Origin of the sequence: Pseudomonas sp. C9-3, assembly GCF_032392015.1 — a bacterium.
GTDB classification, from domain to species: domain Bacteria; phylum Pseudomonadota; class Gammaproteobacteria; order Pseudomonadales; family Pseudomonadaceae; genus Pseudomonas; species Pseudomonas nitroreducens.
Genome location: NZ_CP135919.1, coordinates 904,584 through 927,492 on the forward strand (window position 1 = coordinate 904,584; position 22,909 = coordinate 927,492).

Here is a 22,909-nt window from a genome sequence, read left to right on the forward strand (position 1 = left end):
CTGCCCGCTAACGCGCGCGGCCTCTTTGCCAAACTGGGGAAGCCAAAAGGGCTGGCTTCCACGGCGCAGGCCCGCCAGGCGGGTTTAAAGGCGCCGTAAGGCTGGCTGGTCCAAGCTTTCCGCAAGGCGCCCACAAGGCGCACAGCATTCAATCGCCGCAGGAGAAAAAGGTCATGGCTCAGCAGCTGAGCGCTCGTCAACCTCGCTATAAACGCATTCTTCTAAAATTGAGCGGCGAAGCCCTGATGGGCTCCGAGGAGTTCGGCATCGATCCCAAGGTGCTGGACCGCATGGCGCTGGAGATCGGCCAGCTCGTCGGTATCGGCGTGCAGGTCGGTCTGGTGATCGGTGGCGGCAACCTCTTCCGCGGCGCGGCTCTGTCCGCGGCGGGCATGGACCGCGTCACCGGCGACCACATGGGCATGCTCGCCACCGTGATGAACGGCCTGGCCATGCGTGACGCCCTGGAGCGTTCCAATATCACCGCCATCGTCATGTCCGCTATTTCCATGGTCGGCGTGACCGATCACTACGATCGTCGCAAGGCCATGCGCCACCTCAAGAGTGGCGAAGTGGTGATCTTCTCCGCCGGTACCGGCAACCCGTTCTTCACCACCGACTCTGCCGCCTGCCTGCGCGCCATCGAAATAGATGCTGACGTAGTACTCAAGGCGACCAAGGTGGACGGCGTGTACACTGCCGACCCGTTCAAGGACCCGAATGCCGAGAAGTTCGAACGTCTGACGTACGATGAAGTGCTCGATCGCAAGCTGGGTGTGATGGACCTCACCGCCATCTGCCTGTGCCGGGACCAGAAAATGCCGCTGCGCGTGTTCAACATGAACAAGCCCGGCGCGCTGCTGAATATTGTTGTAGGTGGTGCTGAAGGCACCCTGATCGAGGAGGATTGAGATGATCAACGAGATCAAGAAGGAAGCACAGGATCGTATGGGCAAAACCCTGGAAGCCCTGGGTCATGCCTTCGCCAAGATTCGTACCGGCCGTGCGCACCCGAGTATCCTGGATAGCGTGATGGTGTCCTACTACGGTTCCGACACGCCGCTGCGCCAGGTGGCCAACGTCACCGTGGAAGACTCCCGCACCCTGGCTCTCAGCGTCTTCGACAAGAGCATGATCCAGGCTGTCGAGAAGGCCATCATGACCTCCGACCTGGGCCTGAACCCGGCCACTGCCGGCACCACCATTCGCGTCCCGATGCCGGCCCTGACCGAGGAAACCCGCAAGGGCTTCACCAAGCAGGCCCGTGCCGAGGCCGAGCAGGCTCGCGTCTCCGTGCGCAACATTCGTCGCGATGCGCTGGCCCAACTGAAAGACCTGCAGAAAGAGAAGGAAATCAGCGAGGACGAAGAGCGCCGCGCCGGTGACGACGTGCAGAAGATCACCGACAAGTTCGTCGCCGAGATCGAAAAGGCCCTCGAGGCCAAGGAAGCGGATCTGATGGCCGTCTGACGGCCGGGCTCTCGTCATGGAAAAGACCAAGCAGGTGACGCCCGTGCCTCGGCACGTGGCGATCATCATGGACGGCAACAATCGCTGGGCGAAGAAGCGCCTGATGCCTGGCGTGGCCGGGCACAAGGCCGGCGTGGATGCCGTCCGTGCGGTGATCAAGACCTGCGCCGAGGCTGGCGTCGAAGTGTTGACGTTGTTCGCCTTCTCCAGCGAGAACTGGCAGCGCCCGGCCGAAGAGGTCGGCGCGCTGATGGAGCTGTTCCTCATGGCCCTGCGCCGCGAGGTTCGCAAGCTCAGCGCCAATGGCATCCGCCTGCGCATCATCGGCGATCGCAGTCGCTTCGCCCCTGAGTTGCAGGCGGCGATGCGCGAGGCCGAGGCGCTGACGGCCAATGGCGCCAGCATGTTGCTGCAAGTGGCGGCCAACTATGGTGGCCAGTGGGACATCACCCAGGCCGCCCAGCGCCTCGCTCGCGAAGTGCAGGCGGGTCATCTGGTACCGGACGATATTTCCCCGGAATTGATCCAGGGTTGCCTGACCACCGGCGACCAGCCGTTGCCCGACCTGTGCATCCGTACGGGCGGCGAGCACCGCATCAGCAACTTCCTTCTCTGGCAGCTGGCTTACGCCGAGCTGTATTTCTCCGATCTCTACTGGCCCGACTTCAAGCACGAAGCCATGCAGGCTGCGTTGCAGGACTTCGCCTCTCGTCAGCGCCGCTTCGGCAAGACCAGTGAGCAGGTCGAGGCCGAGGCACCTCCCTCATGTTGAAACAACGAATCATCACGGCGCTGATCCTGTTGCCGATCGCGCTGGGTGGTTTCTTCCTGCTCGACGGTGCGGCGTTCTCGCTGTTCATTGGCCTGGTAGTCAGTCTGGGAGCCTGGGAATGGGCGCGCCTGGCGGGTTACAACGAGCAGTCCGCCCGCGTCGGCTACGCCGCGGTGGTTGCCGGGTTGATGCTGGTGCTGGCCTGGCTGCCGCAACTGGCAGGCGCCGTGCTGGTCCTGGCGCTGCTCTGGTGGGTGCTGGCGATCGTGATGGTGCTGACTTACCCGGACAGCGCATCAAGCTGGGGCGGCCGCTGGCGTCGCCTGCTGATTGGCCTGCTGATCCTGCTGCCGGCCTGGCAGGGCCTAGTGCTGCTCAAGCAGTGGCCGCTGTCCAACTGGCTGATCGTTGCGGTGATGGTGCTGGTCTGGGCCGCCGACATCGGTGCCTACTTCTCCGGCAAGGCCTTCGGCAAGCGCAAGCTCGCTCCGCGCGTCAGTCCGGGCAAGAGCTGGGAAGGCTTCTTCGGTGGCATGGCGCTTTGCCTGGCGATCACCGTCGTCGTCGCCATCTACCGGGATTGGACTGTCCGTGAGCTGCTGCTGGCGCTGCCGTGTGCGGCCATCGTGGTAGCCCTGTCGGTCATCGGCGACCTCACCGAGAGCATGTTCAAGCGCCAGTCAGGCCTCAAGGACAGTAGCAACCTGCTGCCGGGCCATGGCGGCGTGTTGGACCGTATCGACAGCCTGACCGCCGCGATTCCGGTGTTCACCGCGCTGTTGTGGGCCGTGGGCTGGGGGGCTCCGTGAGTCATCCGCAGTGGATTACCGTGCTGGGGGCGACGGGCTCGATCGGTCTCAGTACCCTCGACGTCATCGGGCGTCATCCTGATCTTTATCGCGTATTCGCTCTCAGCGGCTTTTCCCGTCTGGCAGAGCTCGAAGCCCTGTGTGTGCGCCATCGGCCGCGCTTTGTCGTGGTGCCGGAGAAGGAGCAGGCGCAGGCCCTTCAGGATCGCCTGAATTCCGCCGGCCTGCAGGCTCGCGTGCTGGTGGGAGAGGCTGGGCTTTGCGAGGTTTCCGCGCATCCTGAAGTGGATGCGGTGATGGCCGCTATCGTCGGTGCTGCCGGCCTCAAGCCCACTCTGGCCGCCGTCGAGGCGGGCAAGCGGGTATTGCTGGCCAACAAGGAGGCGTTGGTGATGTCCGGCGCCCTGTTCATGGACGCCGTGCGTGCCAGTGGTGCGGTGCTCCTGCCCATCGACAGCGAACACAATGCGATCTTCCAGTGCATGCCGGCGGATTACGCTCGCGGACTGGGGCAGGTCGGCGTTCGCCGTATCCTGCTGACCGCCTCGGGCGGTCCGTTCCGGGAGACGCCGCTGGAGCAATTGCTCGATGTTTCCCCGGAGCAGGCCTGCGCCCATCCGAACTGGTCGATGGGGCGGAAGATTTCCGTCGACTCGGCCAGCATGATGAACAAGGGCCTGGAGCTGATCGAGGCCTGCTGGCTGTTCGACGCAGCGCCGTCGAAGGTCGAGGTGGTGATCCATCCGCAGAGCGTGATTCATTCGCTAGTGGACTACGTTGACGGCTCGGTGCTGGCCCAGCTGGGCAACCCGGACATGCGCACCCCCATCGCCCATGCGCTGGCCTGGCCGCAGCGGATCGATTCCGGGGTTTCGCCGCTGGATCTGTTCTCCATCGCTCGCCTGGACTTCAGTGCGCCCGATGAACAGCGCTTTCCCTGCCTGCGCCTGGCGCGCCAGGCCGCCGAGGCTGGCGGCAGTGTGCCGGCGATGCTCAATGCGGCAAACGAAGTGGCCGTTGCGGCGTTCCTCGAGCGGCGCATCCGCTTCACGGATATCCCGGTTATCATCGATGAAGTGCTGAACCGCGAGGCGCACACACCGGTCGAATCGCTCGATGCGGTGCTGGTGGCTGACCGACGCGCACGCGGTGCGGCGCAGGCGTGGTTGCAGGAGCGCGGGCATTGAGCCCGAGGAGGTAGCGATGAGCGCCCTTTATATGGTGGTGGGACTGATTGTCGCCCTGGGCGTGTTGGTCACCTTCCACGAATTCGGACACTTCTGGGTCGCCCGCCGCTGCGGGGTCAAGGTCCTGCGCTTCTCCGTGGGCTTTGGCACGCCGCTGGTGCGCTGGCATGATCGGCACGGCACCGAGTTTGTTGTTGCCGCCATTCCCCTGGGCGGGTACGTGAAGATGCTGGACGAGCGCGAGGGTGATGTTCCCGTCGAGCTGCTCGACCATGCCTTCAACCGCAAGACCGTGTTCCAGCGCATCGCCATCGTGGCGGCGGGCCCGGTGGCCAACTTCCTACTCGCCATCCTGTTCTTCTGGGTGTTGGCCATGCTCGGCAGCCAGCAGATCAAGCCGGTCATCGGCTCTGTAGTGGCGGATAGCCCGGCGGCCGTCGCTGGCCTGGCGTCCGGCCAGGAAGTCGTTGCCGTGGACGGCGAGGCCGTCGATGGCTGGAGCAGCGTCAACCTGCAGCTGGTGCGTCGCCTCGGTGAAACGGGCGAGCTGAGCGTCACGGTGCTGGAGAAGGGCTCGAGTGTTCCCGCGGTGCACCAGGTGCGCATCAGTTCCTGGCTGAAGAACGAAGACAGTCCCGATCCCATCGGTGGGCTCGGGATCCAGCCCTGGCGACCCTCTGTCGCGCCGCTGATTGCCGAGCTGGACGAAAAGGGCCCTGCCAAGGCAGCCGGCCTGCAGATCGGTGACCGGATCGTCACTCTTGATGGCCAGCAGGTCACGGATTGGCAAGAAGTGGTCTCGCGTGTACGCGCCATGCCGGAGGGCAAGGTGACCCTGGAGGTCGAGCGCGCCGGCCGGAACCAGGAGCTTGCCCTGACCCTGGCGGCCAAAGGCGAGGGCAAGGCCCGCACCGGCTACCTGGGCGCGGGTGTCGCCGGTGGTCAGTGGCCGCCGGAAATGCTCCGCGAAGTGAGTTACGGGCCGGTGGCCGCGGTGGGGCAGGCGCTCTCCCGAACCTGGTCCATGAGCCTGCTAACTCTGGATTCTCTAAAGAAAATGGTGCTCGGGCAGCTCTCGGTAAAAAACTTGAGCGGGCCGATAACCATTGCTAAAGTGGCGGGCGCTTCAGCCCAGTCCGGCGTAGGGGATTTTCTGCATTTCCTCGCCTATCTGAGCATCAGCTTGGGGGTTCTCAACCTGTTGCCGATTCCTGTCCTCGATGGCGGGCATCTGCTGTTCTACATGGTCGAGTGGGTGCGAGGTCGCCCATTGTCGGAGCGGGTCCAGGCTTGGGGGATGCAGATTGGCATCAGCCTGGTAGTCGGGGTCATGTTGTTGGCCCTGGTCAACGATCTGAGTCGACTGTAACCGCCATTGGATTTTCGGATCTGCCGCCTTTTGCGGCAGATTCTCTATTTGTCAGTTGGAATAAAAGGACTCCATGAAACGCTTTCTGCTTCCCGCGGCCCTTTCCGCGCTGATGATCGCCCAGGTTCACGCCGAGTCCTTCACTGTTTCCGATATCCGGGTCAACGGCCTCCAGCGCGTGTCTGCCGGCAGCGTGTTCGCCGCATTGCCGCTGAACGTCGGCGAGCAGATCGATGATCGCCGCCTGGTCGAAGCGACCCGCTCGCTGTTCAAGACCGGTTTCTTCCAGGACATCCAGCTCAGCCGTGATGGCAATGTGCTGATCGTCAACGTGGTCGAGCGCCCGTCCATCTCCAGCATCGAGATCGAGGGCAACAAGGCGATCACCACCGAAGACCTGATGAAGGGCCTGAAGCAATCCGGCCTCTCCGAAGGCGAAATCTTCCAGCGCGCCACCCTCGAAGGCGTGCGTAACGAACTGCAACGCCAGTACGTAGCCCAGGGCCGCTACTCCGCCGAGATCGAGACCGAAGTGGTGCCGCAGCCGCGCAACCGTGTCGCGCTGAAGATCAACATCAACGAAGGCACCGTGGCGGCCATCGCCCATGTCAACGTGGTGGGCAACACCGTCTTCTCCGAAGAGGACCTGACCGACCTGTTCGAGCTGAAGACCACCAACTGGCTGTCCTTCTTCAAGAATGACGACAAGTACTCCCGCGAGAAGCTCTCCGGTGACCTGGAGCGCCTGCGTTCCTACTACCTGGACCGCGGCTACATCCACATGGATATCGCCTCTACCCAGGTGTCCATCACCCCGGACAAGAAGCACGTCTACATCACCGTCAACGTCAATGAAGGCGAGAAGTACACCGTCAGCGACGTGAAGCTCTCCGGCGACCTGAAGGTACCGGAAGAGGAAGTGAAGAAGCTGCTGCTGGTGAAGAAGGGCCAGGTGTTCTCCCGCAAGGTGATGACCACCACTTCCGACCTCATCACCCGTCGCCTGGGTAACGAGGGCTACACCTTCGCCAACGTTAACGGCGTACCCGAGCCGAACGACGAGAACAAGACCGTGTCGATCACCTACGTGGTCGACCCGGGCAAGCGCGCCTATGTCAACCGCATCAACTTCCGTGGCAACACCAAGACCGAGGACGAAGTTCTCCGTCGCGAAATGCGCCAGATGGAAGGCGGCTGGGCCTCGACCTACCTGATTGATCAGTCCAAGCAGCGCCTGGAGCGCCTGGGCTACTTCAAGGAAGTCAACGTCGAGACCCCGGCGGTACCGGGCACCGACGACCAGGTCGATGTCAACTACAGCGTGGAAGAGCAGCCGTCCGGCTCGATTACCGCCAGCGTGGGCTTCGCCCAGAGCGCCGGCCTGATCCTTGGCGGCTCGATCAGCCAGAACAACTTCCTGGGTACCGGTAACAAGGTCAGCATCGGCTTGACCAAATCCGACTACCAGACCCGCTACAACTTCGGCTTCGTCGACCCCTACTGGACCGTCGACGGCGTGAGCCTTGGCTACAACGCCTTCTACCGCAAGACCGATTACGATCAGCTCGACGTAGACGTTTCCAGCTACTCGGTGAACAGCCTGGGTGCCGGCGTTAGCATCGGCTACCCGATCAGCGAGACTTCGCGCCTGACCTACGGCCTGACCGTTCAGCGCGACGACATCGATACCGGCGCCTATACCGTCGACGAGATCTTCGACTTCATCGAGAAGGAAGGCGACAGCTTCACCAACTTCAAGGCGTCCATCGGCTGGTCCGAATCGACCCTGAACAAGGGTGTGCTGGCGAACCGCGGTCACTCGCAGAGCCTGGTGCTGGAAACCACCATTCCGGGCAGCGACCTGTCGTTCTACAAGCTCGACTACCGTGGCCAGATCTTCGCGCCGCTGACTGAAAACTACACCATGCGCTTCCACACCGAGCTCGGTTATGGCGGCGCCTACGGCGATACCGATCGCCTGCCGTTCTACGAGAACTACTACGCCGGTGGCTTCAACTCGGTACGTGGCTTCAAGGACAGCTCCCTTGGTCCGCGTAGTACGCCCAGTAAAGCTCGTAACAACGGTGATGGACCGGATGACCAAGGCCGCTACACCGACCCGGATCAGGATCCGGAAGCCTTCGGTGGTAACATCCTGATCACCGGTGGCGCCGAACTGCTGTTCCCGTTGCCCTTCGTGAAGGATCAGCGCCAACTGCGTACCGTGCTGTTCTACGACATAGGTAACGTATTCGACACCGATTGTCCTATTTCGACCACTCAAGGCTGCGACGGCGTCAAGTTCCAGGACATGGCGATGTCTGCCGGTGTGGGCCTGACCTGGATCACTGCTCTGGGGCCGCTGAGCTTCAGCCTGGCGACTCCGATCAAGAAGCCGGACAACGCCGAAACCCAGATCTTCCAGTTCTCCCTGGGACAGACCTTCTAATTGGCCGTATCGTTGTAATGACAACCATGCTTTGTGCAGGAGTGCATTGTGCGTAAGTTGACCCAGTTCGTCCTGATCACCGCCGCCCTGGCAGCGAGCCCCGCGTTCGCCGACATGAAGATCGCGGTGCTCAACTATCAGATGGCACTCCTCGAGTCCGATTCGGCCAAGCAGTACGCCGTCGACGCCGAGAAGAAGTTCGGCCCCCAGCTGACCAAGCTCAAGGCCTTGGAAACCGATGCCAAGTCCCTGCAGGACAAACTGGTCAACGGTGGCAGCAAAATGTCCGCCTCCGAGCGTGACAAGGCCGAGAACGACTTCAAGCAGAAGGCCCGTGACTTCCAGTTCCAATCCAAGGAGCTGAACGAAGCCAAGGCTGTCGCCGACCGCGACATGCTGAAGAAGCTCAAGCCGAAGCTGGACCAGGCCGTTGAGGAAACCATCAAGAAGGGTGGTTTTGACCTCGTGGTCGAGCGTGGTGCCGTGGTCGACGTGAAGCCGCAGTACGACATCACCCGCCAAGTCATCGAGCGCATGAACCAACTGCGCTGATGATGACCGAGCTGTCCTTTACCCTCGCCGAACTGGCCGCGCAGCTCGATGCCGAGTTGCGCGGCGATCCCGCCTTGGTTGTTCGCGGGTTGGCTACCTTGCAAGAGGCAGGGGCTGACCAACTCAGCTTCCTGGCCAATCCGCAGTACCGCAAGTTCCTTCCTGATAGCCAGGCCGGAGCCGTCCTGCTGACGGCGGCCGATGCCGAAGGCTTCACCGGTAATGCACTGGTCGTTGCCAACCCCTACCTGGCGTATGCCGGTCTGTCCCACCAGTTCGACCGCAAGCCCAAGGCGGCGGTTGGCATTCATCCCACTGCCGTGGTCGATGAGGGTGCGCAGGTCGACGCCTCCGCCAGTGTCGGTCCGTATGCCGTGGTCGAGGCAGGCGCGCAGATCGGCGCCAACGTGACCATCGGTGCCCATTGCTTCGTCGGCGCGCGCAGCGTGATCGGCGAGGGCGGTTGGCTGGCGCCCCGCGTAACCCTCTACCACGACGTGCGCATCGGCAAGCGTGTGGTTATCCAGTCGGGTGCGGTGTTGGGTGGTGAGGGCTTCGGCTTTGCCAACCACCAGGGCGTCTGGCAGAAGATCGCGCAGATCGGCGGCGTCACCCTGGGTGATGACGTCGAGATCGGCGCCAATACCACCATCGATCGTGGTGCTCTATCCGACACCATCGTGGGCAACGGCGTGAAGCTGGACAACCAGATCATGATCGCCCACAACGTGCAGATCGGCGATCACACTGCCATGGCCGGCTGCTGCGGGATTTCCGGCAGCGCCAAGATCGGCAAGCACTGCATGCTCGCCGGCGGTGTCGGCCTCGTTGGCCATATCGAGATCTGCGACAACGTCTTCGTCACCGGGATGACCATGGTGACCCGCTCGATCACCGAGCCGGGCTCCTACTCCTCCGGTACCGCCATGCAGCCTGCGGCTGAATGGAAGAAGAGTGCCGCGCGCATTCGTCAGCTGGATGACATGGCCCGTCGTCTGCAGCAGCTGGAAAAGCGCCTGGCCGCCGTGACCCCAAGCGGAGACGCTCCATCAGATGCGTGATCCACGCATTTTTTGGCGTTTCCCTTTTCTGAACAGGCTCCCCTGAACATGATGGACATCAACGAGATTCGCGAATACCTGCCTCATCGCTACCCCTTCCTGCTGGTGGATCGGGTGGTCGAGCTGGACATCGAAGGCAAGCGCATTCGCGCCTACAAGAATGTCAGCATCAACGAGCCGTTCTTCAATGGCCACTTCCCGCAGCATCCGATCATGCCGGGCGTGCTGATCATCGAGGCCATGGCCCAGGCCGCCGGCATCCTCGGCTTCAAGATGCTCGACGTGAAGCCGGCCGATGGCACCCTGTACTACTTCGTCGGCTCCGACAAGCTGCGCTTCCGCCAGCCAGTGCTGCCGGGCGATCAATTGCAGCTCAATGCCCAGTTCCTCAGCGTCAAGCGCGGCATCTGGAAGTTCGACTGCAATGCCACCGTGGACGGCAAGCCGGTATGCTCGGCTGAAATCATCTGTGCGGAACGCAAACTATGAGTTTGATCGATCCTCGCGCCATCATCGACCCGCGCGCAAAGCTGGCTGACGACGTAGAAGTGGGCCCCTGGTCCATGGTCGGGCCGGATGTGGAGATCGGCGAAGGTACGGTGATCGGTCCTCACGTGGTGGTCAAAGGCCCCACGAAGATCGGTAAGCACAATCGGATTTTCCAGTTCTCCAGCGTGGGTGAAGATACCCCCGACCTGAAGTACAAGGGCGAACCGACTCGCCTGGTGATCGGCGACCATAACGTGATCCGCGAGGGTGTCACCATCCATCGCGGCACTATCCAGGACCGCTCCGAAACCACCATTGGCGACCACAACCTGTTCATGGCCTACGTCCATGTCGGCCATGACAGTGTGATCGGCAACCATTGCATCCTGGTGAACAACACCGCGCTGGCGGGTCATGTTCACGTGGATGACTGGGCAATCCTCTCCGGTTATACCCTGGTGCATCAGTTCTGCCGTATCGGCGCCCACGCCTTCTCGGGCATGGGAACCACCATCGGTAAGGACGTCCCGGCCTATGTCACGGTCTTCGGCAACCCCGCCGAGGCCCGCAGCATGAACTTCGAGGGCCTGCGCCGTCGTGGTTTCAGCGCCGAGTCGATCCAGGCGCTGCGCCGGGCCTACAAGGTGGTCTACCGCCAGGGCCTGACGGTAGACGAGGCGCTGGCCGAGCTGGCTGAAGCCTCCGCGCAGTTCCCGGAAGTCGCGGTGTTCCGCGATTCCATCCAGAGCTCCACCCGCGGCATCACTCGCTGACCATGCAAAGCACCGCACGCAAGCTGCGCGTCGCCCTGGTCGCGGGCGAGGCGTCCGGCGATATCCTCGGCTCCGGTCTCATGCAGGCGCTCAGACAGCGCCACCCCGACATCGAGTTCATCGGTGTCGGTGGCCCGCGCATGGAGGCCGAAGGGCTGGAGTCGCACTTCCCCATGGAACGCCTCTCTGTCATGGGTCTGTTCGAGGTACTCGGACGCCTGCGCGAACTGCTGCGCCGGCGCAAGGACCTGGTGCAGATGCTGATCGCGGCGAAGCCGGATGTGTTCATCGGCATCGATGCGCCGGACTTCAACCTGAACATCGAATTGAAGCTGCGCCAGGCGGGCATCCGCACGGTGCACTACGTCAGCCCGTCGGTCTGGGCCTGGCGGCAGAAGCGCGTGCTGAAGATCAAGCAAGCCTGCGACCTGATGCTGGCACTCTTCCCCTTCGAGGCGCGTTTCTACGAAGAGCATGCGGTGCCGGTGCGCTTTGTCGGCCATCCGCTGGCCAATACCATCCCGCTGGAGGCTGATCGTGCCGGTGCGCGCGGGCGCCTTGGCCTGCCGCAGGACGCCAGCGTCGTGGCACTCCTGCCTGGCAGCCGCGGAGGGGAGGTCGGCAAGCTCGGTGCGCTGTTCCTCGATACTGCCCAGCGCCTGCTCCAGGATCGCCCTGGCCTGCGTTTCGTGCTGCCCTGTGCCAGTCCCGAGCGTCGCCTGCAGATCGAAGAGATGCTCGTCGGCCGCGACTTGCCGGTGCAGTTGCTCGACGGCGCTTCCCACGAGGCCCTCGCCGCCTGCGATGCTGTGTTGATCGCCTCTGGTACTGCCACGCTGGAAGCGCTGCTGTACAAGCGGCCGATGGTCGTTGCCTACAAGGTGGCGCCCATGACCTACCGCATTCTCAAGCGCCTGGTGAAGAGCCCGTACATCTCGCTGCCGAACCTGCTGGCCGGCCGACTGTTGGTGCCGGAACTGATCCAGGATGCGGCGACGCCCGAGGCTCTGGCCGCAACCTTGATGCCGCTGCTCGATGACGGCAGCGTGCAGACCGAACCCTTCGACGCCATCCATCGCGCCCTGCGCCAGGATGCGTCAGCGCAGGCCGCCGAGGCGGTGCTCGCCCTGATGGAGAAACGCTGATGCAGATGGGCCTGGACTTCACCCTTGTCGAAGAGCTGGTTGCCGGTATCGATGAGGTAGGCCGTGGTCCGCTGTGCGGTCCCGTGGTTACCGCGGCGGTGATTCTCGATCCGGCGCGACCAATCAGCGGGTTGAACGATTCCAAGAAGCTCACCGAAGCCAAGCGGGAAAAACTCTTCGACGAGATTCGCGAGAAAGCCCTGGCCTGGTGCATCGCCCGAGCGGACGTCCACGAGATCGACCAGCTCAACATCCTTCATGCCACCATGCTCGCCATGCAGCGCGCGGTGGAAGGCCTCAGTGTCACGCCGAAACTGGCGCTGATCGACGGCAATCGTTGCCCGAAGCTTAAAGTCCCTTCGGCGCCGGTGGTGCAGGGTGACGCCAAGGTTCCGGCCATCGCCGCCGCCTCGATCCTGGCCAAGGTCAGCCGCGACCGCGAGATGCAGGAAATGGAAGCGCAGTACCCTGGCTACGGCATCGGCGGGCACAAGGGCTATCCCACTCCCGTGCACCTCGAAGCCCTCAAGCGCCTGGGCCCCACACCCATTCATCGCCGTTCGTTCGGCCCGGTGCGCGCTTTGCTCGAAGACGCCGCCGGCATCCTGTAACACCCTGTTATTACTCTGAAAATATTCCTGGCAGGCTGTTCTCCGGTGCGTTGACGCAGCGGCTGCGACGGCTGGCCGATTGATCCCTGTAGCTTTGCGGACAGCCCCGGTACAATCCGGGGCTTGCCGTTTTTCGCGTTTGCCAAGGACCACCATGACCGCCACCTTCGTTCACCTGCGTCTGCACACCGAATTCTCCCTGGTCGACGGCCTGGTGCGGGTCAAGCCGCTGATCAAGGCGGTTAGCGGGGCCGGTATGCCGGCGGTGGCGGTGACCGACCTGAGCAACATGTGCTCGCTGGTGAAGTTCTACAAGACGGCCATGGGCGGTGGCATCAAGCCGATCTGCGGCGCTGACATCTGGCTGGCCAACCGCGACGAGGATGGCCCGCTGACCCGCCTGACCCTGCTGGCGATGAACGCCAAGGGCTATCGCAACCTCACCGAGCTGATTTCCCGCGGCTGGCAGGAAGGCCAGCGTAACGGCGAGATCATCATCGAACGGCAGTGGGTCAAGGACGCCGCCGAAGGCTTGATCGCGCTGTCCGGCTCCAAGGAGGGCGAGATCGGCATGGCCCTGCTGGAGGGCGACGACGCCCATGCGGACTCGCTCCTGGCCGAGTGGCTGGAGGTCTTCCCGGACCGCTTCTACCTGGACATCCAGCGCACCAACCGGGTCAATGACGAAGAGCACGTGCATGCCGCCGTGGCTCTGTCGGCTCGCAGTGGCGCGCCTTTGGTCGCCACCAACGATGTGCGCTTCATCAAGGAGGCGGATTTCGAGGCCCACGAGACCCGCGTATGCATCGGCGAAGGCCGCGCCCTGGATGATCCGCGCCGTTCGCGCAACTATTCCGACCAGCAGTACCTGAAGAGCCCGGAAGAAATGGCCGAGCTGTTCAGTGATATCCCCGAGGCTCTGGAAAACTCCGTCGAGATCGCCAAGCGCTGCAACATCGATGTGCAGCTGGGCAAGTACTTCCTGCCCAACTTCCCGATCCCCTACGACGACATGGATATCAACCAATATCTGCGCCATGTCTCCTACGAGGGCCTGGAGGAGCGCCTGGCAGTGCTCTGGCCGAAGGAAACCACGCCGAACTACGAAGAGAAGCGGCAGATCTACGTCGACCGCCTGGAGTTCGAGCTGGGCACCATCATCCAGATGGGCTTCCCTGGCTACTTCCTGATCGTGATGGACTTCATCAAGTGGGCCAAGAACAACGGCGTGCCCGTGGGCCCTGGCCGGGGCTCGGGTGCCGGCTCGCTGGTCGCCTATGTGCTGAAGATCACCGACCTCGACCCGCTGGCCTACGACCTGCTGTTCGAACGTTTCCTCAACCCTGAACGTATTTCCATGCCCGACTTTGACGTCGACTTCTGCATGGAAGGCCGTGACCGGGTGATCGACTACGTGGCCGGCGCCTACGGCCGCAATGCGGTCAGCCAGATCATCACCTTCGGCTCGATGGCTGCGAAGGCGGTGGTGCGTGACGTGGCGCGGGTGCAGGGCAAGTCGTACGGCCTGGCCGACAAGCTGTCGAAGATGATTCCCTTCGAAGTGGGCATGACCCTGGAGAAGGCCTTCGAGCAGGAGGAAATGCTCCGCGACTTCCTCAAGACCGACGAAGAAGCCCAGGAAATCTGGGACATGGCGCTCAAGCTGGAAGGCGTTACCCGTGGTACCGGCAAGCACGCCGGCGGCGTGGTGATCGCGCCGACCAAGTTGACCGACTTCGCCCCCATCGCCTGTGACGAAGAGGGCGCCGGTCTGGTGACCCAGTTCGACAAGGACGACGTGGAAGCCGCCGGCCTGGTGAAGTTCGACTTCCTCGGCCTGCGTACCCTGACCATCATCAAATGGGCGATGGAGATCATCCATCGCATCCAGAAGAAGAACGGCGACCCGAATCTGGTCGACATCGACCGCATCCCGCTGGACGACAAGAAGACCTACGACCTGCTGCAGAAGGCGGAGACCACCGCGGTCTTCCAGCTTGAATCGCGTGGCATGAAGGAGCTGATCAAGAAGCTCAAGCCGGACTGCCTGGAAGACCTCATCGCACTGGTGGCGCTGTTCCGTCCCGGTCCGCTGCAGTCGGGCATGGTGGACGACTTCATCAACCGTAAGCATGGTCGCGAAGAGATTTCCTATCCGCACCCGGATTACCAGTACGCCGGCCTCGAGCCGGTGCTCAAGCCGACCTACGGCATCATCCTGTACCAGGAACAGGTGATGCAGATTGCCCAGGTAATGGCGGGCTACAGCCTCGGTGGCGCGGACATGCTGCGCCGCGCCATGGGCAAGAAGAAGCCCGAGGAAATGGCCAAGCAGCGCGGCGGCTTCATCGAGGGTTGTTCCAACAACGGCATCGACGCCAACCTCTCGGGCAACATCTTCGACCTGGTGGAAAAGTTCGCCGGCTACGGCTTCAACAAGTCGCACTCCGCCGCCTACGGCCTGGTGTCGTACCAGACCGCCTGGCTGAAGACCCACTGGAAAGCCCCGTTCATGGCCGCGGTGCTCACCGCGGATATGCAGAACACCGACAAGGTGGTGACGCTCATCGAAGAGTGCCGCCACATGAAGCTGCGCATTCTCGCGCCGGACGTGAACAACTCTGAGTTCCGCTTTACCGTGGATGAGGACGACCAGATCGTCTACGGCCTGGGTGCGATCAAGGGCGTCGGCGAAGGCCCGGTGGAAGCCATCACCGAGTGCCGCAACGAAGGCGGCCCGTTCAAGAACCTGTTCGACTTCTGCGATCGCATCGATCTCAAGCGCGTCAACAAGCGCACCCTGGAAGCGCTGATCCGCGCCGGTGCGCTGGACCGTCTCGGCCCGCACTTCTTTGAGGAGCAGAAGGCCTATCACGCCCACGTCGACATCAACCGCGCCGTGCTGCTGGCCTCCATGGAAGAAGCCGTCAAGGCCGCCGAGCAGACCTCGCGCAGCCACGACAGCGGCCACATGGACCTGTTCGGTGGCGTCTTCGCCGAGCCCGAGGCGGACGTCTACGCCAACCATCGCAAGGTCAAGGAGCTCAATCTCAAGGAGCGCCTGAAAGGCGAGAAGGACACCCTCGGCCTGTACCTGACCGGCCACCCTATCGACGAGTACGAAGGCGAGGTGCGACGTTTTGCCCGCCAGCGCATCGTCGAACTCAAGCCGGCGCGCGATACCCAGACTGTCGCCGGCCTGATCGTCAATCTGCGGGTGATGAAGAACAAGCGCGGCGACAAGATGGGCTTCGTGACCCTGGACGACCGCTCCGGCCGCATCGAAGCCTCGTTGTTCGCCGAAGCCTTCGCCGCCAACCAGGCGCTGCTGCAGACCGATGCGCTGGTGGTGATCGAGGGTGAAGTCAGCCAGGACGATTTCTCCGGCGGCCTGCGCCTGCGCGCCAAGCGCGTGATGGGCCTGGAAGAGGCCCGTACTTCGCTGGCCGAGAGCCTGCGTGTGCGTGTGCATGCCGATGCGCTCAAGGGTGATCGCCTGCGCTGGCTGGCCGATCTGTGCACCCGCCACCGGGGCAGTTGTCCGGTCACCGTCGACTACAGTGGCGAGTCGGCACGCGCGCTGCTGCAGTTCGGCGAGCAGTGGCGGATCGACCCGGCAGACAACCTGATTCAAGCGCTGCGTGACCAGTTCGGCCGCGACAACGTCTTCCTGAACTACCGCTAGCGTGGCGGTGGCCAAACGCCGCCCGCTCGCCAGTCTCGACCCTCGGCGCCCGATACCGTAAGGTAGGGCGCCTACGGACCAGGCCCAGCCGCCAACAGAACGACGGATAGCCCATGAACCCGAATTTTCTCGATTTCGAACAGCCCATTGCCGACCTGCACGCCAAGATCGAAGAACTGCGGTTGGTCGGTAACGACAACGCCCTGAACATCACCGACGAAATCTCCCGTCTTCAGGAAAAGAGCAAGGCGCTGACCGAGAACATCTTCGGCAACCTGTCCAGCTGGCAGATCGCCCAGCTCGCTCGCCATCCGCGTCGTCCCTATACCCTCGACTACATCGAGCACATCTTCACCGAGTTCGAAGAGCTGCACGGCGACCGCCACTTCTCCGACGACGCCGCGATTGTCGGTGGCGTTGCCCGCCTGGAAGACCAGCCGGTGATGATCATCGGCCACCAGAAGGGCCGCGAAGTGCGTGAGAAGGTGCGCCGCAACTTCGGCATGCCGCGCCCGGAAGGCTACCGCAAGGCTTGCCGTCTGATGGAGATGGCCGAGCGCTTCAAGATGCCGATCCTGACCTTCATCGATACTCCCGGCGCCTACCCGGGCATCGACGCCGAAGAGCGTGGCCAGAGCGAGGCGATCGCCTGGAACCTGCGTGTCATGGCGCGCCTGAAGACCCCGATCATTGCTACCGTGATTGGCGAAGGTGGTTCGGGCGGTGCGCTGGCCATCGGCGTGTGCGACCAGCTGAACATGCTGCAGTACTCCACCTATGCGGTGATCTCGCCCGAAGGTTGCGCCTCGATTCTCTGGCGTACCGCCGAGAAAGCACCGGAAGCGGCCGAGGCTATGGGCATCACCGCCAACCGCCTGAAGGACCTGGGTATCGTCGACAACGTTATCCCGGAGCCGCTGGGCAGCGCCCACCGCGACCCGGCCGCCATGGCCGAGACCATCCGCAATTCCCTGCTCGGGCAACTCGACACCCTGGGTCAGCTGAGCACCGAAGAGCTCCTTGCGCGCCGCTACGAGCGCCTGATGAGCTACGGCGTCGCCTGATCGACGCCTTCGGCGCAGCGCGGGTGACGAGGTATCCTTGCCTCGTCCCCGACCCTGTCGACCTGCGCCATGTCTGCTGAACTCGAATCCCGACTGCTGAGCTTCCTCGCTCCCTGGCGCGCTGCGCCGGCGTGGCGCATTGCCTTTTCCGGCGGGCTGGATTCCACCGTCCTGCTGCATCTCCTGGCCGGGTCGGCTCGCCGGCAATCCTTGCCTCCGCTCTCCGCCATTCACGTTCACCACGGCCTTCAGGCCGTCGCTGACGCTTGGCCGGAACACTGTCAGCGGTTCTGCGATGGCCTGGGTGTGCCCTTTCAGGTGGCGCGCGTGCAAGTCGATGGTGGTGCAAGCCTCGAGCGCGCGGCGCGGGAGGCGCGTTATGCGGCTTTCACCGCGGCGCTGGGGGAGGGGGAGTGCCTGCTGACCGGGCAGCACCGTGACGACCAGGCTGAAACCGTTCTATTCCGGCTCTTTCGTGGTGCCGGAGTGCGCGGCTTATCCGGAATGGCCGCTTGCCGCCCGCTGGGGGCTGGGACGCTGTTGCGTCCGTTGCTGGGCATCAGTCGTACGGAGTTGGAGAGGTACGCCTGTCGCCATGGGCTGGGTTGGGTCGACGATCCGTCCAATGCTTGCGACGACTACGACCGCAACTATCTGCGCAATCAGGTTGTGCCGGGCATCGTCCAGCGCTGGCCGTCGGCGGTGGAGACCATCGCCCGCAGTGCCGAGCACCTGGCGGAGGCCGATGGACTGCTCGCCGAACTGGCGCAGAACGACCTGGTGTCGGCCGGTGCCCGCGACGAATACATCGGTATGCAATTGCCCTCACTGGCTGTCGCCGCACTGGTGCAGCTGAGCGAGCCACGCCAGCGCAATGCCCTGCGCCACTGGCTCGCGCCCCTGGCGCGCTTGCCGGACAGTGCCCACTGGGCCGGTTGGCGGGACCTGCGCGACGCTCGCGAAGATGCCGAGCCAATCTGGCGCCTTGCCGATGGCGAGCTGCGCCGTGCCCACGGTCGGCTCTGGTGGCTGGCCAATCCCTGGCTGGGTTTCGTACCGGCAATTCAGAGCTGGCGCGACCCTTCGCAGGTACTTTCGCTGCCAGGCAATGGTGAGTTGCGGTTTGACGGCGAAGCGCCGGAAGGGCCGCTGGATGTTCGTTACCGGCAGGGCGGAGAAGTGATGGCGCTGGTCGGTCGCGGCAGCCGTGACCTCAAGCGCCTGCTCAACGAAGCGGCGGTGCCGGCCTTCCTGCGTGGCCGCCTGCCGCTGCTCTGGCGAGCCGACGAACTGCTCGGTGTAGCGCTGCTGCCGGGCTTGCGGGTGGAGGCTGGGCAGGGCTGGACCCTGCGCTGGACACCTCCGACGAATGACTCGGGTTTGAGCTGATAGCGGCTTTCCGGTAGACTACGCTCCCGTCTTGTACCGCTCCTGTTGATTCGCCTTCGAATCAGTGGGAGTTCGCTATTTTCACGACGAAGTCGTGAGCCGGGTCTTGTACCCGACACCTTCGCTTCCCCGGCGGCCGAGCCGCCTAAACGCTGACATTCAGGGCTTTTCATGACGCGCTACATCTTCGTCACGGGTGGTGTTGTTTCTTCATTGGGGAAAGGCATCGCCTCGGCTTCCTTGGCTGCCATTCTGGAAGCGCGTGGCCTGAAGATCACGATGCTCAAGCTGGACCCCTACATCAACGTCGACCCGGGCACCATGAGCCCGTTCCAGCACGGTGAGGTGTTCGTCACCCACGACGGCGCTGAGACCGACCTCGATCTGGGCCACTACGAGCGTTTCGTTCGTACCACGATGACCCAGAACAACAATTTCACCACCGGCCGCGTCTACATGGACGTGCTCCGCAAGGAGCGCCGTGGTGACTATCTGGGCGCCACCGTGCAGGTGATCCCGCACATCACCGACGAGATCAAGCGTCGCATCATCAAGGGCGCCGGCGATGCCGATGTGGCCCTGGTTGAAGTCGGCGGCACTGTCGGTGATATCGAATCGCAACCTTTCCTCGAGGCCATCCGCCAGCTGCGCGTGGAGATCGGTTCGCGCCGCGCCATGCTGATGCACCTAACGCTGGTCCCGTACATCGCCACCGCCGGCGAGACCAAGACCAAGCCGACCCAGCACTCGGTCAAGGAACTGCGTTCCATCGGCCTGCAGCCGGACATCCTGATCTGCCGCTCCGACCACCCGGTAGACGTATCCTCCCGCCGCAAGATCGCCCTCTTCACCAACGTGGAAGAGCGCGCGGTCATCTCGCTGGAAGACGTCGACACCATCTACCGCATTCCGTCGGTGCTGCATGCCCAGGGCGTGGACGACCTGGTCGTCGAGCGCTTTGGCCTCGAGTGCGGCCCGGCCGACCTGTCCGAGTGGGACCGTGTGGTCGATGCCAAGCTCAACCCCGAGCGTGAAGTCACCATCGCCATGGTCGGCAAGTACATGGAACTGCTCGACGCCTACAAGTCGCTGATCGAAGCCATGACCCATGCCGGCATCCAGAGCCGCACCAAGGTCAACCTGCGCTACATCGACTCCGAGGACATTGAGCAGCAGGGTACCAGCCTGCTCGAAGGCGCCGACGCCATCCTGGTTCCGGGCGGCTTCGGCCTGCGCGGCGTGGAAGGCAAGATCACCGCCGTGCAGTACGCCCGTGAGAACAAGGTTCCGTACCTGGGCATCTGCCTGGGCATGCAGGTGGCCGTTATCGAGTACGCCCGCAACGTGCTGGGCTGGACCGATGCCAACTCCACCGAGTTCGACAAGTCCAGCGGCCACCCGGTTGTCGGCCTGATCACCGAATGGCAGGACGCTACCGGCGCCACCGAAGTGCGCACCGAGGCTTCCGACCTGGGCGGCACCATGCGCCTGGGCGCCCAGGAGTGCCTGCTGTCCGCCGGCACCCTGGTGCACGATTGCTACGGCAAGGAAGTGATCGTCGAGCGTCACCGTCACCGTTACGAAGTGAACAACAACCTGCGTCCGCAACTGGAAGCCGCCGGCCTGAAGATTTCCGGCCGCTCCGGCGACGGCGCGCTGGTCGAAGTGGTCGAGGCTCCGGATCATCCGTGGTTCGTCGCCTGCCAGTTCCACCCGGAATTCACCTCCACCCCGCGTGATGGCCACCCGCTGTTCAGCGGCTTCGTCAATGCCGCCCTGAAACAAGCCGGGAAAGCCTGAACATGACCCAGAAGATCATCCGCGTCGGTGATATCCAGATCGGCAACGACCTGCCGTTCGTGCTGTTTGGCGGCATGAACGTGCTGGAGTCGCGCGACCTGGCGATGCAGGTCTGCGAAGAGTACGTGAAGGTGACCGAGAAGCTCGGCATCCCCTACGTGTTCAAGGCCAGCTTCGACAAGGCCAACCGTTCCTCGATCACCTCGTTCCGTGGTCCGGGCATGGAAGAAGGGCTGAAGATCTTCGAAGAGATCAAGAAGACCTTCAAGGTGCCGGTCATCACCGACGTGCACGAGCCCTACCAAGCCGCTCCGGTGGCCGAGGTCTGCGACATCATCCAGCTGCCGGCCTTCCTGTCCCGGCAGACCGACCTGGTCGTGGCCATGGCCAAGACCAACGCGGTGATCAACATCAAGAAGGCCCAGTTCCTTGCACCGCAGGAGATGAAACACATCCTGCGCAAGTGCGAGGAAGCGGGTAACGACCAGCTGATCCTCTGCGAGCGTGGCTCCTCCTTCGGGTACAACAACCTGGTGGTGGACATGCTCGGCTTCGGCATCATGAAGCAGTTCGAGTACCCGGTGTTCTTCGACGTGACCCATGCCCTGCAGATGCCGGGTGGTCGCGCCGATTCCGCTGGCGGCCGCCGCGCCCAGGTCACCGACCTGGCCAAGGCCGGCATGAGCCAGGGCCTCGCCGGCCTGTTCCTGGAGGCCCATCCGGACCCTGAGAACGCCAAGTGCGACGGTCCGTGCGCCCTGCGCCTGAACAAGCTCGAGCCTTTCCTGTCCCAGCTCAAGCAGCTGGACGACCTGGTCAAGAGTTTCCCCATTATCGAGACTGCCTGAGAATCGGCTCGATGCCTGCCGCGCTGAGCACGGCAGGCCATTGAGCCGCTTCTGATGTCTCACCAGCCGCCCCGTTTATCTCTATCTTCGGAGTGTTATCAAGAATGGCAAAGATCGTCGACATCAAGGGCCGTGAGGTCCTGGACTCCCGCGGCAACCCGACCGTTGAAGCGGACGTGATCCTGGACAACGGCATCGTCGGCAGCGCTTGCGCCCCGTCCGGTGCATCCACCGGTTCCCGCGAGGCTCTCGAACTGCGCGATGGCGACAAGAGCCGTTACCTGGGCAAGGGCGTGCTGAAAGCCGTGGCCAACATCAATGGCCCGATCCGCGACCTGCTGCTGGGCAAGGACGCGGCTGACCAGAAAGGTCTGGATCACGCGATGATCGACCTGGACGGCACCGAGAACAAAGGCAAGCTGGGCGCCAACGCCATCCTGGCCGTGTCCCTGGCTGCTGCCAAGGCCGCTGCCCAGGCCAAGGGCGTGCCGCTGTACGCGCACATCGCCGACCTGAACGGCACCCCGGGCCAGTACTCCATGCCGGTTCCGATGATGAACATCATCAACGGCGGCGAGCATGCCGATAACAACGTCGACATCCAGGAGTTCATGGTTCAGCCGGTCGGCGCCAAGAACTTCGCCGACGCGCTGCGCATGGGCGCCGAGATATTCCATCACCTCAAGGCCGTGCTGAAGGCCCGTGGCCTGAACACCGCTGTGGGTGACGAAGGTGGCTTCGCGCCGAACCTGGCTTCCAACGAAGACGCCCTGGCCGCCATCGCCGAAGCCGTCGCCAACGCCGGCTACAAGCTGGGCGATGACGTGACCCTGGCCCTGGACTGCGCCTCTTCCGAGTTCTTCAAGGACGGCCAGTACGACCTCGAAGGCGAAGGCAAGGTATTCAGCGCCGAAGGTTTCGCCGACTACCTGGCAGGCCTGACCCAGCGCTACCCGATCATCTCCATCGAAGACGGCATGGACGAGTCCGACTGGGCTGGCTGGAAAGTCCTGACCGACAAGATCGGCGAGAAGGTGCAACTGGTCGGTGACGACCTGTTCGTGACCAACACCAAGATCCTCAAGCGCGGCATTGACGAGAAGATCGGCAACTCGATCCTGATCAAGTTCAACCAGATCGGCTCGCTGACCGAGACCCTGGAAGCCATCCAGATGGCCAAGGCCGCCGGCTTCACCGCGGTGATCTCGCACCGTTCGGGCGAAACCGAGGACAGCACCATCGCTGACCTGGCCGTCGGCACCGCCGCTGGTCAGATCAAGACCGGCTCCCTCTGCCGCTCCGACCGCGTTTCCAAGTACAACCAGTTGCTGCGTATCGAAGAGCAGTTGGGCGCCAAGGCGCCGTACCGTGGTCGCGCGGAATTCCGCGGCTGATCCGAGTCTGGTACGGTGAAGGGGTGGCAGAAGCCACCCCTT

General features: G+C 63.3%; 19 protein-coding genes. All 19 read left to right on the plus strand.

The window, feature by feature from the left end; translation table 11 throughout:
* Positions 1-173 precede the first annotated feature (173 nt).
* The 19 genes from pyrH (at position 174) to eno (ending at position 22,867) form a co-directional block, all read left to right on the plus strand.
* Positions 174-911, plus strand: coding sequence for a UMP kinase (gene pyrH, locus RS899_RS04045; protein WP_017521181.1), 738 nt, complete (start codon positions 174-176; stop codon positions 909-911).
* 1 nt (position 912) lies between these two features.
* Positions 913-1,470, plus strand: a complete 558-nt coding sequence (frr, locus tag RS899_RS04050; protein WP_045210004.1) for a ribosome recycling factor — start codon at positions 913-915, stop codon at positions 1,468-1,470.
* Positions 1,471-1,486: 16 nt separating this feature from the next.
* A complete protein-coding gene (gene uppS, locus RS899_RS04055; protein ID WP_315809159.1) occupies positions 1,487-2,242 on the plus strand; it encodes a polyprenyl diphosphate synthase in 756 nt (251 codons plus the stop codon).
* Complete coding sequence (locus RS899_RS04060) at positions 2,236-3,051, plus strand: phosphatidate cytidylyltransferase (RefSeq protein ID WP_315809160.1); 816 nt, start codon at positions 2,236-2,238, stop codon at positions 3,049-3,051. The genes uppS and RS899_RS04060 overlap by 7 nt, the downstream gene beginning before the upstream one ends.
* Positions 3,048-4,238: a 1-deoxy-D-xylulose-5-phosphate reductoisomerase gene (ispC, locus tag RS899_RS04065; RefSeq protein ID WP_054908330.1), complete on the plus strand. Its 1,191-nt coding sequence runs from the start codon at positions 3,048-3,050 to the stop codon at positions 4,236-4,238. The genes RS899_RS04060 and ispC overlap by 4 nt, the downstream gene beginning before the upstream one ends.
* Before the next feature lie 16 nt (positions 4,239-4,254).
* Positions 4,255-5,607, plus strand: a complete 1,353-nt coding sequence (gene rseP / locus RS899_RS04070) for a sigma E protease regulator RseP (protein WP_233298120.1) — start codon at positions 4,255-4,257, stop codon at positions 5,605-5,607.
* Between the two features lie 73 nt (positions 5,608-5,680).
* Positions 5,681-8,056, plus strand: a complete 2,376-nt coding sequence (gene bamA, locus RS899_RS04075; RefSeq protein WP_233298119.1) for an outer membrane protein assembly factor BamA — start codon at positions 5,681-5,683, stop codon at positions 8,054-8,056.
* Positions 8,057-8,104: 48 nt separating this feature from the next.
* Positions 8,105-8,608, plus strand: coding sequence for an OmpH family outer membrane protein (locus RS899_RS04080; RefSeq protein ID WP_054908333.1), 504 nt, complete (start codon positions 8,105-8,107; stop codon positions 8,606-8,608).
* Complete coding sequence (gene lpxD / locus RS899_RS04085; RefSeq protein ID WP_054908334.1) at positions 8,608-9,669, plus strand: UDP-3-O-(3-hydroxymyristoyl)glucosamine N-acyltransferase; 1,062 nt, start codon at positions 8,608-8,610, stop codon at positions 9,667-9,669. Before RS899_RS04080 ends, lpxD begins: the two co-directional genes overlap by 1 nt.
* Before the next feature lie 48 nt (positions 9,670-9,717).
* Positions 9,718-10,158, plus strand: a complete 441-nt coding sequence (fabZ, locus tag RS899_RS04090) for a 3-hydroxyacyl-ACP dehydratase FabZ (protein WP_024766076.1) — start codon at positions 9,718-9,720, stop codon at positions 10,156-10,158.
* Positions 10,155-10,931: an acyl-ACP--UDP-N-acetylglucosamine O-acyltransferase gene (gene lpxA, locus RS899_RS04095; protein WP_024766075.1), complete on the plus strand. Its 777-nt coding sequence runs from the start codon at positions 10,155-10,157 to the stop codon at positions 10,929-10,931. The genes fabZ and lpxA overlap by 4 nt, the downstream gene beginning before the upstream one ends.
* 2 nt (positions 10,932-10,933) lie before the next feature.
* Positions 10,934-12,076 (plus strand): lipid-A-disaccharide synthase, encoded by a 1,143-nt coding sequence (lpxB, locus tag RS899_RS04100; protein ID WP_315809161.1) that lies wholly within the window; start codon positions 10,934-10,936, stop codon positions 12,074-12,076.
* Complete coding sequence (gene rnhB / locus RS899_RS04105; RefSeq protein ID WP_315809162.1) at positions 12,076-12,687, plus strand: ribonuclease HII; 612 nt, start codon at positions 12,076-12,078, stop codon at positions 12,685-12,687. The genes lpxB and rnhB overlap by 1 nt, the downstream gene beginning before the upstream one ends.
* A 154-nt stretch (positions 12,688-12,841) precedes the next feature.
* On the plus strand, positions 12,842-16,372 hold the full coding sequence (dnaE, locus tag RS899_RS04110; RefSeq protein WP_315809163.1) for a DNA polymerase III subunit alpha: 3,531 nt from the start codon (positions 12,842-12,844) through the stop codon (positions 16,370-16,372).
* 113 nt (positions 16,373-16,485) lie between these two features.
* On the plus strand, positions 16,486-17,436 hold the full coding sequence (gene accA / locus RS899_RS04115; protein ID WP_054908157.1) for an acetyl-CoA carboxylase carboxyl transferase subunit alpha: 951 nt from the start codon (positions 16,486-16,488) through the stop codon (positions 17,434-17,436).
* 69 nt (positions 17,437-17,505) lie between these two features.
* A complete protein-coding gene (gene tilS, locus RS899_RS04120) occupies positions 17,506-18,825 on the plus strand; it encodes a tRNA lysidine(34) synthetase TilS (protein WP_315809164.1) in 1,320 nt (439 codons plus the stop codon).
* 171 nt (positions 18,826-18,996) lie between these two features.
* The gene (locus RS899_RS04125) at positions 18,997-20,625 is read left to right on the plus strand and encodes a CTP synthase (protein WP_024766069.1); all 1,629 of its coding nucleotides are present in this window, start codon (positions 18,997-18,999) and stop codon (positions 20,623-20,625) included.
* Positions 20,626-20,627: 2 nt separating this feature from the next.
* Entirely contained in the window at positions 20,628-21,473 is an 846-nt protein-coding gene (gene kdsA / locus RS899_RS04130; RefSeq protein ID WP_024766068.1) for a 3-deoxy-8-phosphooctulonate synthase, read from the plus strand.
* A 104-nt stretch (positions 21,474-21,577) separates the two neighbouring features.
* Positions 21,578-22,867 (plus strand): phosphopyruvate hydratase, encoded by a 1,290-nt coding sequence (gene eno, locus RS899_RS04135; RefSeq protein WP_015476278.1) that lies wholly within the window; start codon positions 21,578-21,580, stop codon positions 22,865-22,867.
* Positions 22,868-22,909 lie beyond the last annotated feature (42 nt).

Excerpts from the sequence above, each read along its gene's own strand:
- bamA (WP_233298119.1), top strand. The coding sequence starts at position 5,681 with ATGAAACGCTTTCTGCTTCCCGCGGCCCTTTCCGCGCTGATGATCGCC.
- rnhB (WP_315809162.1), top strand. The coding sequence starts at position 12,076 with ATGCAGATGGGCCTGGACTTCACCCTTGTCGAAGAGCTGGTTGCCGGT.
- frr (WP_045210004.1), top strand. The coding sequence starts at position 913 with ATGATCAACGAGATCAAGAAGGAAGCACAGGATCGTATGGGCAAAACC.
- lpxA (WP_024766075.1), top strand. The coding sequence starts at position 10,155 with ATGAGTTTGATCGATCCTCGCGCCATCATCGACCCGCGCGCAAAGCTG.
- RS899_RS04125 (WP_024766069.1), top strand. The coding sequence starts at position 18,997 with ATGACGCGCTACATCTTCGTCACGGGTGGTGTTGTTTCTTCATTGGGG.
- kdsA (WP_024766068.1), top strand. The coding sequence starts at position 20,628 with ATGACCCAGAAGATCATCCGCGTCGGTGATATCCAGATCGGCAACGAC.
- pyrH (WP_017521181.1), top strand. The coding sequence starts at position 174 with ATGGCTCAGCAGCTGAGCGCTCGTCAACCTCGCTATAAACGCATTCTT.
- lpxD (WP_054908334.1), top strand. The coding sequence starts at position 8,608 with ATGATGACCGAGCTGTCCTTTACCCTCGCCGAACTGGCCGCGCAGCTC.
- lpxB (WP_315809161.1), top strand. The coding sequence starts at position 10,934 with ATGCAAAGCACCGCACGCAAGCTGCGCGTCGCCCTGGTCGCGGGCGAG.
- rseP (WP_233298120.1), top strand. The coding sequence starts at position 4,255 with ATGAGCGCCCTTTATATGGTGGTGGGACTGATTGTCGCCCTGGGCGTG.
- eno (WP_015476278.1), top strand. The coding sequence starts at position 21,578 with ATGGCAAAGATCGTCGACATCAAGGGCCGTGAGGTCCTGGACTCCCGC.
- RS899_RS04060 (WP_315809160.1), top strand. The coding sequence starts at position 2,236 with ATGTTGAAACAACGAATCATCACGGCGCTGATCCTGTTGCCGATCGCG.
- uppS (WP_315809159.1), top strand. The coding sequence starts at position 1,487 with ATGGAAAAGACCAAGCAGGTGACGCCCGTGCCTCGGCACGTGGCGATC.
- tilS (WP_315809164.1), top strand. The coding sequence starts at position 17,506 with ATGTCTGCTGAACTCGAATCCCGACTGCTGAGCTTCCTCGCTCCCTGG.
- fabZ (WP_024766076.1), top strand. The coding sequence starts at position 9,718 with ATGATGGACATCAACGAGATTCGCGAATACCTGCCTCATCGCTACCCC.
- accA (WP_054908157.1), top strand. The coding sequence starts at position 16,486 with ATGAACCCGAATTTTCTCGATTTCGAACAGCCCATTGCCGACCTGCAC.
- dnaE (WP_315809163.1), top strand. The coding sequence starts at position 12,842 with ATGACCGCCACCTTCGTTCACCTGCGTCTGCACACCGAATTCTCCCTG.